The 13,177-nt window shown below is 34.2% G+C and carries 13 protein-coding genes; 4 read left to right on the forward strand and 9 right to left on the reverse strand.

Translation table 11 applies throughout. The annotated features are described in order from the left end of the window. Positions 1 to 295: 295 nt before the first annotated feature. Entirely contained in the window at positions 296 to 2,065 is a 1,770-nt protein-coding gene (locus FVB9532_RS03640) for a reverse transcriptase domain-containing protein (protein ID WP_150543844.1), read from the reverse strand. Positions 2,066 to 2,346: 281 nt separating this feature from the next. On the opposite strand from FVB9532_RS03640, the gene FVB9532_RS03645 reads away from it, so the two are divergent. Beyond that, positions 2,347 to 3,309: a BT4734/BF3469 family protein gene (locus FVB9532_RS03645; protein ID WP_150543845.1), complete on the forward strand. Its 963-nt coding sequence runs from the start codon at positions 2,347 to 2,349 to the stop codon at positions 3,307 to 3,309. A 113-nt stretch (positions 3,310 to 3,422) separates the two neighbouring features. Here the strand turns inward: FVB9532_RS03645 and FVB9532_RS03650 are convergent, their stop codons facing one another. Continuing rightward, entirely contained in the window at positions 3,423 to 3,758 is a 336-nt protein-coding gene (locus FVB9532_RS03650) for a low molecular weight phosphatase family protein (RefSeq protein ID WP_150543846.1), read from the reverse strand. A gap of 168 nt (positions 3,759 to 3,926) precedes the next feature. Between FVB9532_RS03650 and FVB9532_RS03655 the strand changes: the two genes are divergently transcribed. Further along, positions 3,927 to 4,616, forward strand: coding sequence for a DEAD/DEAH box helicase (locus FVB9532_RS03655; protein ID WP_317132283.1), 690 nt, complete (start codon positions 3,927 to 3,929; stop codon positions 4,614 to 4,616). Positions 4,617 to 4,656: 40 nt separating this feature from the next. Beyond that, positions 4,657 to 5,292: a thiamine phosphate synthase gene (locus FVB9532_RS03660; RefSeq protein ID WP_150543848.1), complete on the forward strand. Its 636-nt coding sequence runs from the start codon at positions 4,657 to 4,659 to the stop codon at positions 5,290 to 5,292. Positions 5,293 to 5,393: 101 nt separating this feature from the next. Here the strand turns inward: FVB9532_RS03660 and FVB9532_RS03665 are convergent, their stop codons facing one another. The 5 genes from FVB9532_RS03665 to FVB9532_RS03685 all read right to left on the reverse strand — a co-directional run bounded on the left by FVB9532_RS03665 (position 5,394) and on the right by FVB9532_RS03685 (position 10,691). Further along, the gene (locus tag FVB9532_RS03665) at positions 5,394 to 5,840 is read right to left on the reverse strand and encodes a KTSC domain-containing protein (protein ID WP_150543849.1); all 447 of its coding nucleotides are present in this window, start codon (positions 5,838 to 5,840) and stop codon (positions 5,394 to 5,396) included. Between the two features lie 114 nt (positions 5,841 to 5,954). After that, positions 5,955 to 6,176, reverse strand: a complete 222-nt coding sequence (locus FVB9532_RS03670) for a VF530 family protein (RefSeq protein WP_150543888.1) — start codon at positions 6,174 to 6,176, stop codon at positions 5,955 to 5,957. A 3-nt stretch (positions 6,177 to 6,179) separates the two neighbouring features. Further along, positions 6,180 to 7,727, reverse strand: a complete 1,548-nt coding sequence (locus FVB9532_RS03675) for an SDR family NAD(P)-dependent oxidoreductase (RefSeq protein WP_150543850.1) — start codon at positions 7,725 to 7,727, stop codon at positions 6,180 to 6,182. Between the two features lie 307 nt (positions 7,728 to 8,034). Further along, positions 8,035 to 9,348, reverse strand: coding sequence for a DEAD/DEAH box helicase (locus tag FVB9532_RS03680; RefSeq protein WP_150543851.1), 1,314 nt, complete (start codon positions 9,346 to 9,348; stop codon positions 8,035 to 8,037). Positions 9,349 to 9,353: 5 nt separating this feature from the next. Next, entirely contained in the window at positions 9,354 to 10,691 is a 1,338-nt protein-coding gene (locus tag FVB9532_RS03685) for a DEAD/DEAH box helicase (RefSeq protein WP_150543852.1), read from the reverse strand. Positions 10,692 to 11,215: 524 nt separating this feature from the next. Between FVB9532_RS03685 and FVB9532_RS03690 the strand changes: the two genes are divergently transcribed. After that, positions 11,216 to 11,884: a hypothetical protein gene (locus FVB9532_RS03690; RefSeq protein WP_150543853.1), complete on the forward strand. Its 669-nt coding sequence runs from the start codon at positions 11,216 to 11,218 to the stop codon at positions 11,882 to 11,884. A 335-nt stretch (positions 11,885 to 12,219) separates the two neighbouring features. On the opposite strand, the gene FVB9532_RS03695 is transcribed toward FVB9532_RS03690, so the two are convergent. Next, the gene (locus tag FVB9532_RS03695; protein ID WP_150543854.1) at positions 12,220 to 12,396 is read right to left on the reverse strand and encodes a BF3379 family histone-like protein; all 177 of its coding nucleotides are present in this window, start codon (positions 12,394 to 12,396) and stop codon (positions 12,220 to 12,222) included. A 99-nt stretch (positions 12,397 to 12,495) separates the two neighbouring features. After that, on the reverse strand, positions 12,496 to 13,167 hold the full coding sequence (locus tag FVB9532_RS03700) for a hypothetical protein (RefSeq protein WP_150543855.1): 672 nt from the start codon (positions 13,165 to 13,167) through the stop codon (positions 12,496 to 12,498). Positions 13,168 to 13,177: the final 10 nt, after the last annotated feature.

The raw sequence follows: 13,177 nt of genomic DNA on the forward strand, positions 1-13,177 counted from the left end.
AATACTTCTAAAATCCACCTATACTTAAACAATACAGCTAGCGATAATTTACAACTAATTGCATAATTACCACAACAACAGCTATACAATTACAAAAAATGCAATTTTTTATGATTAAAAATGGCTTGTTGATATTTTTAAACCCATGAGGATTTATCCTACTACTTTCTATAAAATGTATTCCGTTCTTATGGGATAAACTATGAATATTATGTGTTTATGCGAATAACATTTTTAATTTCTATTTTACATAAATGCAGATTTTAATCTTATATCTATTAAATAGATTATAATATTATTTTAAATGATTGAAATAACTATAAGGAACTCCAAAATACAATTCTTCCATATATTTTGGTAATTCATCTTGATTATCAGTTTTTTTATTTAAATGAGATATAATTCTTTTCAAATATGAAATTTGCTGTTCTCTTCTTTTATCTAATTCTTTTAATTGTTTTAAAGCAATTTCATTTTCGCTTAATAAATGAAAACCGTTAGTCCAACATAATCCTTGATTAAGATTTTTCTTATTATAATTATAAATTGTAATTCTTCCTACAGACATCGAGATTAATCTTTGATGTAAACTGAATACAATTTGATTAATGGTTTTTCTTGAATATTTATCTATATATGGTAATTTTCTGTTTTCATCAAGGCCAAGAGATATTAAGATTTTTTGTGTTTCACTAATCTGTTTACTAATTTCTTTTTTTATAGAGCTTTTCCTAACCCTTAATTCTCCTTTATAATTTATTTGGTAACCTACAAAAGATAGCCAAGGTATATTTCTCTCATTTACATACTTATTTCCCCAAAAATAAGGTTCCTTTGATTTAACTTTCCAAAATTCATTAGCAGAATCCTTATAATTTTTAAAACTTTTTGGTTCATGATAAAGTAGGTAATTATCCCTAATTCCTTTTTTATAAACCTCTAAAGCATTTTTACATACACTATAATCTTTATGAGATAAAACCATATCATCACAATATCTTACATATAAAATATCTTTATTTACTTTTATTACAGATCTATCAATCTTGTTTAATATAAGGTTTGCTATAAAACAGGAAACTGCATTTCCCTGCGGAACACCTATTTTATAATCATCAATATATGTTTCTGAATAATTAGATTCCAATTCATTTTTCACCCAACCAAATTCACCAACAGGAACTCCGTTATCTTTAAAATATTTAGGATTATTATTTTTGGTTAGAACATCTACATTAAAAGAATAGGAATCTAAAAACAAATTAAATAACTTAATTGCGGTGTTAGATATTTTAATTCCTTTAACTGATAATTCTTTTATTGTTTCATTAAAAATTTTAATTAAATGCTTATGCTGAACTGTATCAAAAAACTTTTGAATATCACATTCAGAAACCCAAACCTTTTTGTGTTTCTTTCTATACTTTAATATTTCAATAATTGAATCGTGATGATTAGGAACAACACCATTTTTTCTAGACCTAAAAGCATAAGAACAATCTAAAAATAAACTATCAAAGTTTATCGTTAAATATCTTGAAAACAATGATGTAATAATTTTATCCTCTAAAGTGAATTTTGCAATTGGACGATATATATATACATCATTTTTATTTGATTTTGGTAAAGGAAATATTTGTGGTTTTTGAATTATGTATCTACCATTAGAGATATTATCTACCTTTTTTCTGATATTATCACAAAATAATAATAATTTATTGTACCAATCTTCAGGTGTTTTTCCTTTAAAATCAACTAAATATTTTTCAAGTTTATAAGATTTCCAAAGCCTCATTTGATTTCGTTCTAGGCTATTTGTTAATCTATTTGGATCAAGTCTTTCTTTTTGATTTAGTTTTTTCCAATTTCTGCGTGTTGGAAACAAAGATTGAATAGTGAGAAAATCTAGGTCTTTTGGAGATATTTTTATTTTATTAGTTCTATTATGAAAGCTAATATCTCTAGACATATGTTTTTTATGTCTTTTATGAGATATCCCGGCTCTATGCTTACAAAGTATTTTAACTATCGATGTATCTGTATAATAATCTTCTAACTCTTTCATTTTAAAATAGGACGTAAAATAAAATAAGGCGTAGAGCGTAGAAATTAATTTGATTGAGATACATTGCTGCTCTGATATACAAATACAGCAGAAACCATAAGCATCAGGATTATTAGGCTCGTAAATTGTTTCAGTGATTTCGGTTATAACTAAAATAGTTAATGCTACTAACACCTAAAGAATAAATTCTTATACCTGTTCAACATAATGAAGTAAACTTCACTCTTGCCTACGCCTTAATCCAAATATACTATATTTATAGTTTAAAATTATAAATTGAGATGAAAGTTTCTAGATTTCAAAATATCTATACTAAATCTATAGTTCAATCAAATTTACTAGATGAACTTAATGATATAAAAGAAGGAAAATATCAAAACCTTATAGAAAAGTGTAGATTTTTCACTAATAAAAAAGATTATGATTCTTATAAAACTCTAAAAATAAAACTACCGATAGTTACTTTTTGCGGAACATTTAAAAACGGTAGAAAACTAGAAAATTTAGATAGTTATAATAATATTATGATCTTGGACATTGACCATATTAATTCATCTAATATTAATGTTTTAAAAAATCAACTAATTAAAGACAAATACATTTATTCAGTTTGGTTGTCTCCATCAAATGAAGGATTAAAGGCTTTAGTAAGAATTGATAGTAGTCCTAAAGAGCATAAATCAAGCTTTAATTCGCTCAAAAAATATTTCAAAACAGAATATAATATTGAGTTAGACAATAGTGGAAGCGATATAACAAGATTATGTTTTGTTTCTTGGGACAAAGATTTATATCTAAATACAAATTCTGAAATTTACGATGATAAATTAATTGAAGAAGAGATTGAAGCATCTAAATCAAAAAAAATAGCTTTTAGTAAATCTCTTAACAAAAGTGCTTATGCTACTGAAGGTTTAAATAAATCTGAACATAGAAAAATAATTAATCTTATAATTAAATATTTAAAAAGAAAAGAATTATCAATAACAAGTTCTTTTGATGAGTGGTTAAGAGTAGCTTTAGCTATTGCAAGTACTTTTAGTTATGATTTAGGTGAAAAATATTTTTTAAGTTTATGTGAATTAGATAAAGAAAAGCATAACGAACTTGAAAGCAAAAACATACTTAAGTATTGTTATAACCATAGAAATTTAGAAATGTCATCTTCTATATCACTAGGAACAATAGTTTTTTATGCTAAAGAAAAAGGGTTTGTTACTAAAAAAGATAAGTTTACGATATAATATAGTTCCAAACACATTATGCTTACCCTCTCACTTTCAACTCTAAAAAAGCGATCTATTAAATTTGGAGAAAAAAGCAACTTTAAAAATCTCTTTGGAAACAATAAATAATCTCAAAAACTAACCCTTTCCCTTAACACGTCTATTAGTGCTTTAGCTCCATAGGGATAAATATCCCGAATATGAAGTACGCTTATTTTATGAGCATAGGTCGTTCCAAAGGTTTGGAGAAGCGCTTGTCGGTGTTTGTTTTCCATGACTAATACTTGATCTGCTACGGCTAATTGGTTTTCAGTGATATACGTAGTACCCAACTGCCGACAAATTTTTGCATTGGTGCCAGCCGAATCAAAACATATATCGGGATAGTGCTGACTAAAATAGTCTTCAGCGGTTCGGGAACGATCTTTATTCGCTGAGCAAACAAAAAGGATATGCTTTGTTAGCATTATTTCGATTGAAGAAGGGTTTATATTTTGTATTGAGCATAAGACTTTAAAGTTAAATTCGGTTCTCGATACAATTTTCTTTCGTTTCACTGCACAAAATCACTCGAACTGACTAATTTTTAATTTCTTACTGCATGACGCTTTAAATATACATAATTTCAATGGGTATTGGTTCACTATTCCGCTCCACATTTCACTCCTTCCCATGATAGAAACCGCTATAGAAATGACTACCTTTGCGAAATGCCTTTTAAAAAATTACACCCCGAACTAAAAGAAAAACTAGCTCAGCTAGAAATGGAGACTCCTACTCCACTGCAACGCAAAAGTATTCCGGTGATTAAAAGCGGAATGAATGTGTATTGTATTGGGCCTAAGGATGCGGGAAAAACCACCACGCTTATATTAACCACTTTACAGAAGTTAAAATGTGAAGCGGTTGGTGAGGCTCCGCGAGCGATTGTTTTGGTAGAAAATAAAGAAAAAGCCCTAGAAATGCAGGATCGGTTTACGGTCTATACGCGGCATACTTCCCTACGCACTTATGTAGCTTACGAAAAAATGCATATCGATTTACAGAAGTCGGAAATCTTAGAGGGTGTAGATATTCTTATTTCGACCCCTAAGAATTTAAATAAGTTATTTTTACTGAACGGAGTGCATACGGCACAATTAAAAATCTTTAGCATTGATGATGCCGATTTTTTAAGTCAGCAGTCGGCTTACGCCGCCTTATTATCGGTTACCCAAAGCCTGATGAAGTGTCAATATGTAATTTATGCGGAAGAAATGAATGCTAAATTAAAGCGTTATGACAATTATTTTATGGAATATTCTAAAAAAATTAGTCTTTCCTAAAGCTTTAAAAGCTTGGTAAACTTATAAATTGCTTGTTCGTATGATTGCTAAATTACATTATTTAACGCAGGGAAATTCTCCGCAGGAACACCTGGACCACGTACAAAAAGCTTGTACTTCGGGAGCGGAATGGGTACAATTGCGCTTGAACGGCTTAAGCGACAAAAAAGTACTGAAGTATGCGGAAGAAGCTCGGGAGATGACGGCACATTTTCAAACGCGGCTTGTGCTACAGGATCATTATAAAATTGCCCAACAAATTAAAGCGGATGGCGTTCATTTAGCACATAGCATCGCCAGCCCAAGTTCGGTAAGAAAACATTTATATTCTTGGCAATTCATGGGGGCTACGGCACATCACCTCGCTGAAGCCGAAAAGTTACTCACCAAAGAATTGGATTATTTGTATTTAGGTCCGTTTAAAAATACGAATCCTGATAGTCTGTTAAAACCTTTAGCCCTCGAAGGCTATACGTTGATTCTAGAAGCTTTATCGACAGCGACTCCGCTATTCGCTATGGGTGAAATTCAGTTGGAAGACGTAAAGGCGATTTTAGCCACCGGAATTTCTGGACTCGCTATTGACGAGGCGATTACCAAAGATTTTAATTCGATAAAGGCTTTTCACGAACTGTTGCAAGCTTCTTCTACTCAAGAACAGCGGCATAGTTTTTAAATAAACCCTCCCATCGTTCTACTAAAAAACCCCTGAATAAACTTCGAGGGGTTGTCATGATCTTAGAGCTTGTTCAGTTTTATCAAACTGAACTCCAATTTTTATTCTTGTTCCTGCGTACGTTTAGATTTCCGGTATAAATAATTCGGATAAATGGAACGTTTTGCAAAACGGTTTAATTTATTGCTTTGAATCATCTTTAGATAGATCGGTTTGGTCACCCCAAAAAATTCGTAGGTAGAACCATCCAAATAAGTCATTTCTAACACTAAGCCTTTATGATGATAATCGGCAATACCCGATTCCATGGCGGCGGTATATTCGGGTAAATTGGCGGCTTTGGTTTCGGGAGCAATACTTACTAAAAAGTGATACCCATCAATAATCTTACGGCTTTGAATTTCTGCTTCAGCTTGTTGTGCATCGCCTTGCTGAAATTTATCAGGATGCCATTCTTTTACCAAATTACGGTAACTCTTTTTTAAAGCTTTGAGTTCTATCTCTTGTTCAACTCCAAACAGCTTTTTATATTCATTGATGCGCTTCATATCTTTATTTTAAATCAAGGCGCGAAAGTAAGTCTTATTTCCATAGCATTCACAAAATCAGTATGCTATTTCTAACGAGTATATTTTAGCCTCTCCACAAGCGCTACAACCTACTTATCGCTGGATGGTTTTTAAATAGAGTTCTTCTACTTTAGTCCTTGCCCAATCGGTTCTCCGTAAAAACTTAAGGCTAGATTTTACGGAAGGATTAGACTTAAAGCAATTGATGTTAATACGTTCTGCCAAACCCTCCCAGCCATACTCATCTTCTAAATAGTTGAGCATATCGGCAAGTTTCACACCGTGTAGTGGATTGTTAGGTTGTGTTTCGTTCATCATTTACCAATCTATAGGTCTGTAATCTTTTAAAAATTTACCGCACCAATGTTTCCCAGTATTAATTCCATCAAACAACGGATCCAATACTCGAGCAGCGCCATCTACAATATCTAGTGGAGGCTGAAAATCGTGTAATTCTTGCTTTCTTTTAGCCAGTTCTGCTGGATCTTCATCGGTTACCCAACCTGTATCAACAGCATTCATATAAATTCCATCTTTTGCCAAATCTCCAGCGGCAGTATGGGTCAACATATTTAAAGCAGCTTTGGCCATATTGGTGTGCGGATGTCTCGATTCTTTAAAGAAACGATGAAACTTCCCTTCCATTGCGGTCACATTAATGATGTGTTTTTGACCGGTGTTTTCTTTCTTCATCAACTCTGCTAAACGATTACACAGTACAAAAGGAGCCACCGAATTTACCAGTTGAACTTCAATCATTTCAGTAGTTTCAATGGCTCCTAATTTTAAACGCCAAGAGTTGGTTTTTCTTAAATCTACTTGTTGTAAATCGGCATCTAATTCTCCTTCCGGAAAAACTTCTTGCGCCACTAATGAATTATCGAAACTATACGGAATTTGAGACAGCTTTGCCGAAGCCCTCAGTCCAATTCCCGGTTCAGGTCCGTGCCAAGTTACTGGCATATTTTTATTTGGAGAAGCTCCTGTTGGAAAAGATTTTAATTCAGTTAAACAATCGGAATGATCTGCTAATAAATCTTGAACACTTTTAGGAAAATTTTCTAGCGGCTGTTCTTCGTTATACATTAAATGCGCATAAAATCCAGCAGGTCTTCTTACGGTTTGTGCCGCATTATTGATTAAAATATCTAAGCGATCATATTTTTGTTCGATATAATTACAGAAAATTTCCACACTTGGGATATGTCTTAAATCCAATCCGTGAATATGTAATCTGTCTTTCCATTGATGGAAATCTTCTTCTTTAGAAAAACGAAGCGCAGAATCTACCGGAAAACGAGTAGTTGCGATCACTGTTGCTCCTCCTCTTAATAACATTAAGGTAATGTGGTACCCGATTTTTAAACGAGAACCGGTAATCACGGCAACTTGTCCGTCGACCTCCGCGGTCTGGAAACGTTTAGCATAGTTAAAATCGCCACATTCCGTACACATCGTATCATAAAAATGATGCAATTTGGTGAATAAGGTTTTACAAACGTAACAATTTCGGGGGGTTTCTAATTCAAGACGCTCCTTACTTTCAAGATCTGCAGCAGCCAGTAATTTTGGAGCTACAAACACGTGTGCTTCTCGTGCGCTTCTAATTCCCGTTTCTTTACGAGCACTTTTATCGCGAGCAGCTTGTTTGCGTTTAGCCGCTTTTTTAGCATCTTTTTTTCTACGTGAAAACTCTTCTCGGCTGGGCCTAGATAATTGTCCGGCGGCTTTAATCAAAGCAGTCCTTTTTGACTTCGGAATTTCAAAAATCTGGTCGGTATGATTGTTTAGGTTTTCAAGTATCTTTATGCACTGGTCAATTTCTGACTGGCTCACCACTCCTTCCTCTTCCCTATTCACTTGCATAAGTTATTTTTTGGTGCGAATATAGTTTTATTTCTTTTCTAAATTAGAATATTTTATAGGGATAAGTTGATTCAATTAAACTCCGCTTCTACAGCTATATCCCACTACCTGAGTATAGCATATGGAATGGCAAATTCTGGGATTGCTTAAAAATAGCCTATTCTTCTGATCAATAACGTGAAAAAAAAGTAGGGGTCATAAGCTATATTTTACGCTTATTTTCTATATAGATGGAGGTTAAAAACCAAAGCAAGCCTACTTTTATTTAAAAAAGGAAAATCATTGAATTCAACCTCAAATGAACGCGCTACAGTACCGAAATTCTAACTTTCTTTTTCTTTAACCTAGAATTACTCAGTTTTTCTACTAACTCATCTGCAATACTTAAGGGTACGGCTACAAAGGCACAGTCTTGTTTCAACTCGATCACCCCTAATTGGTCTTTATGAAGTCCGCCTTGTTTGAAGAATAAACCCGCAATATCACCTTTAGATATTTTATCTTTTCTTCCGCCAGAAATAAATAAGGTTTCCCAGTACTGCGGTTTGGTCACTGCTTTTTTCGCTATGGAGATTGTTTTGGCTCCTTTAATAAATTCAGGTAGCGATTCATCTTTCCCTTGTAAAATGTAAGCAGTACCTTTGGCATTAACCCTAGCTGTTCTTCCATTTCGGTGAATAAATTCTTCTTCGTGTCGTGGCAATTCATAATGAATAATGTACTTCATTTCTGGAATATCTATTCCTCTCGCCGCTAAATCTGTAGCTACTAATAGTTGGCAGGTTCCATTTCTAAATTTAATTAAAGCACGTTCTCGATCTTTTTGCTCCATTCCACCTGAAAAGCAAACATGGCTTATGTGGTTGCGTTCCAAAAATGAACTCACTCCAGCAATGCTTTCTTTTAAGTTACAGAAAACTATTCCAGGTTCAGCACCAATATATGCTAATAAATTTAATAAGGTTTTTAATTTACTTTTATCTGGAGAAACCACCGTTTGAAGCACCAACTTCGAAACTGTTTTTTCGTTTAGATAGTTGATGATGTGAGGTTGATCTAACTGTACAAATTTAGGAATGCTAACCCCTTGAGTGGCAGAAGTTAAAATACGTTTATTTAAACTAGGCAATTGATTGATAATTCCTTTCATTTCTTCTTCAAAACCATTTTCCAAAGACTTATCAAACTCATCTAATATAAGTGTTTTAATGCTTGTTTTTGAGAAGCGGTCTTTATTGAAATGATCTAAAATTCTTCCCGGCGTTCCTATGAGAATAGCAGGAGTGTGTTTTAATTCAATCTTATCTTTGCTTATAGGTCTGCCACCATAGACCGCATTCACTTTATAACCCGATCCCATAGCGCGTAGTACTTGCTCGATTTGAATAGCCAACTCTCTAGAGGGTACAATGATTAAAGCTTGAATTTCTTCATTAGCATTAGCTAAGGTTTCTAAAAGTGGTAATAAAAATGCCAGCGTTTTTCCAGTTCCTGTAGGAGACAGTAAAACAATATTTTTTTTATGTTCAATAACAGAAATTGCTTCTTCCTGCATAGGATTTAAAACCTGAATATTTAATTTCGCTAAAATATCCTCCTGGTTTTTAATAGTATTTGCCATAAAAATTATTGTTTTTTATCCTTTTTAGAATTCTCGTAAGCAGAATTGGAAGTTTTTTGTGTTAAGTAATAGGCCAAAGATTTTTCGATCAGTTCTTCTTTAGTCAAGTGATGAAATATCGTCTTCACCTTGGTTTTTAATTCTTCTGAAACTTCGCGATTGGGTTTGGTTTTAAATACCTTCTTCGCCCATAATAGGGTATTGTTGTCTTCTATACTTTGCGCATCTGCCTTTTGGTAAGATTGAAACTGAATGCCCAAGGCTTCTTCAAAATCGCTGAGTTCCTGCACTTCTTCTTCCTGTAAAATGCTTAAGGAAAAGCCCTCTGCTCCTGCTCTGGCCGTTCTTCCGCTTCGGTGAACATAGGTATCAAAGGTATCGGGTAAATGGTAATTCACCACGTAGGCAATATCCTTTACATCAATCCCCCGTGCAGCTAAGTCGGTAGCCACCAAAATTTGAATATGTCCTTCTCTAAATTGTCCCATAATACGATCACGAATGCCTTGGGTTAAACTTCCATGAATAGCTCCGGAAGAAAATTTATTGATGGCTAATTTTTTGGACAGTTTATTGACCGCTGCTTTGGTTTTACAAAAAATAATTCCGCGTTCTCCTTCCCTCGTGTTGAGAAAGTGAAGTAATACTTCTAGTTTTTCAATGGGTTCTACCACCACATATTGGTGCTGAATCCCTTGATGACCGCTGGTTTGCATATCGGCTTCTACATATACGACCTTCTTGCCCATATAATTTTGAGCCAATTGCTTAATGGTTCCGGGTAAGGTAGCCGTAAACAATAAAGTTCTACGTGTTTTGGGAGTAGCTTTAAACACAAGCTCTACTTCTTCTTTTAAAGCGCTCAGCATTTCATCGGCTTCATCTAACACCAAATACGAAAGCTGAGCTAAGCTTAAGGCCTTGCGTTCGAGGAGATCTAATAACCTTCCCGGCGTAGCGACCAAAATATGCGGTACTTGTTGTAAGTCTTCTACCTGCGCTTTCACCGGCGTACCCCCAAAAACACCTGTGATTTTTAATTCGGGAAGTTGGGTAGCGAATGACTTTATCATGCTTAGGATTTGTTGCCCCAATTCTCGTGTAGGGGCTAACACCACCGCTTGAATATGCGAATGTTTGGAATTCACCAATTGCAAGAGCGGTAATCCAAAAGCTGCTGTTTTTCCGGTTCCCGTTTGGGCCAACACCACCAAATCTTTTTGCTGCTGTAGGATAAGTGAAATGGCTTTTTGCTGAATAAGCGTAGGTTGATCGATCTTTAATTCGGCTAACGCCTGTTGAATTTCCTCTTGAATTCCTAAGCCTGAAAATGATGTTGACATAAATTATTTTTGGCAAAGATAACAAGCCCTTGCTGGAGAATACTATGAAGGAACAGGTATTTTTAGTTAGCAGTAATTTTCGACTTCAACTTCAACTTCCATTTCAACTTCAATTCTTTCCTCGATAGGCCGTTTCTATCCAATACGTTTTCAAGTTCAATTTCGACTTCAATTTCGAGTTTAACGACAGTTATACCAGTCACTTCGAGTGGTTTTAGACGATCGGTAGAGAGACTAAAATTGTATCGAGAAGGAGTTGAGTGGATGAGTTGTTGAGTTGACAGTGTTCAGTAAGCAGAATTTATTGAGTTAAAATTCAACTTCATAGCTATCTCCCCTCTCTCCTCTCAAGAACTTAATAACTCAAGAACTAACTCCCTTTGCGCTCCTAATCTTATTTTTAAAAGTCTACGCTGAATCTTATGGGAAGTATTGCAAAAGAGAATTAGAATTATTTTAGCAGTTCCTCTTAGGCTTATTGATTAACTTTGGGAGAAAACTCATCAATTCAACTTTATATAGCTATGCATAGATATCGACCACTCTCTTTTATAGGACTCTCCTTATTGTTTTTTATCATCACCTCTTGTTCGAGTACGAAAGTTGTAAGCAACTGGAGAAAACCGGATACCGAGGGACTTAAATTACATAAGGTATTGGTATTAGCGATGACCCCAAATACCGATTTTAGAAAACGTGTTGAAGATAAACTTTCGGAAACTTTAGAACAAAACGGAATTTCAGCCCAAGGTAGTTTAGCCTTTTTTGGTGAAGAAATGGATACTTTACCTCAGACTATGGAAGACTGGCTTCCGCATATTCAGCACCTAGAGCAAGAAAATTTTGATTCTGTATTAATAACTAAAATCGTGGGGCAAGAAGGAAAAGATTCTAAAAGTGCAATCGTACGCTACTACAATGAGTTTTTTGGAAGCTTTAAGGAAGATATCATGAAAAATAAAGATTTATATTCTGAAGAAGAAGGTTTTAAAGACTACTATATCCATCGCGTGGCCTCTAATTTATATTGTATTTGCGAACAGAATAAGGAAGAGGATTTAATATGGAAATTAAATGTGGATATTAAGCAAGCTTTCGATTCTGATTATTTAGTACAGGAAGGCTTACGCCTTTTTTCTAAACAGTTTATTGAAGATTTAAAAGAAGAGGATATTTTTGTGACGAGTAAGTAGCGGTTTTTAGTTGGTAGTATTCAGTATTCGGTGAGCAGATATTTTCGAGTTCAACTTCGACTTCAATTTCTATTTCAAAGAAACTCATAACCATTCAGTTATAATGATTTCAGCAGAGCAATAGCAATAGTGAAATGGTATCGAGAAGTTGTTTAGTGGATGAGTTTTTGAGTTGGTGAGTTCAGGTTTTAAGAGGAAGTTGGGAGTATTTTTCGAGTTCAACTTCAACTTCGACTTCAATTTCAACGACACTCATAACCAGTCAGTCCGAATGATTTCCATAGAGCATTTTAAAAAACAGCAATAAAAAACCCCTCTAACGAGGGGTAATCTAATTATTTCTTTGATTCTGCAATGGATACCTTACGGAATTCTTTTAAAAGCTTTTCTAAAGCTAAAGATGATTTTCTAGCTCTGGTTCCAGCTGCCTTGTTACCACTTTCTAATTGAGCATTGGCATCGCTTTCAAAAGATTCATAAGTACTTTTAATGTTTTCCATTAATTCTTTCATAAGAATAGTTTTTTTAAATTATTATTTTTAACTCTTGTCAGCAAAAATATAATTATTCTACAAAAGGCTTTAACCCAACAGCAAATAAAACTTGAAAATTTAATTTTTACGGAGTTTTTCTATTTCCTGCTGTAAACTATCTACCTGTTTTTGTAACTCTTCTGCTCCTTTACGCAATTCAGCCACCTCATTTCTTTGTTTTAACCGATCCTTGCGCTGTTCTTCCCGTTTTAACCGCTGTGCCTCACTTTTCATGCGCTCTGCTTCACGCTGCAATCGTAAGCTTTTACGTTCTAAAGCTAGTTGTTTTCGGTTAACTTCTTTTCCGGATAGTAATTCTTTTAGAACCTCCCCTGTTCGTTTAAATTTCTTTTGAAGTTGCTGATCTGCTTGGGTTTTATCTAATTTCATTCTTACTTTTCCAGAAGAAAGTTCGATCTCATATACCTCTTTATTTTCTGGAGAAAATATCCAAGAGAACCAAGAGTCCCGCTTGCTAATATTTTCTTTTCCGAAGCGGTTAACCAAGATTTCCTTGACCTGTGCATCAAAATTTTCTGAATAACTGGCTCTAAACTTATAACTGTCTTCTGAATCACTTACCGCAATAGAAAGGTTGGAATTTTCTTGATCATCCTTCTGCACATTGTGGCTATAACTGCTGGAAGAACTTGAGGTGGTACTTGTGTTCGTTGGCGGAACGGGCGTTTGTTGTGCTTGAATATACATAGAACAACTAAGCCATACGCTAATTAAAATGATTGTTTTCATATTTTTCATG

This window comes from Mesonia oceanica, assembly GCF_902499555.1.
Lineage (GTDB): Bacteria > Bacteroidota > Bacteroidia > Flavobacteriales > Flavobacteriaceae > Mesonia > Mesonia oceanica.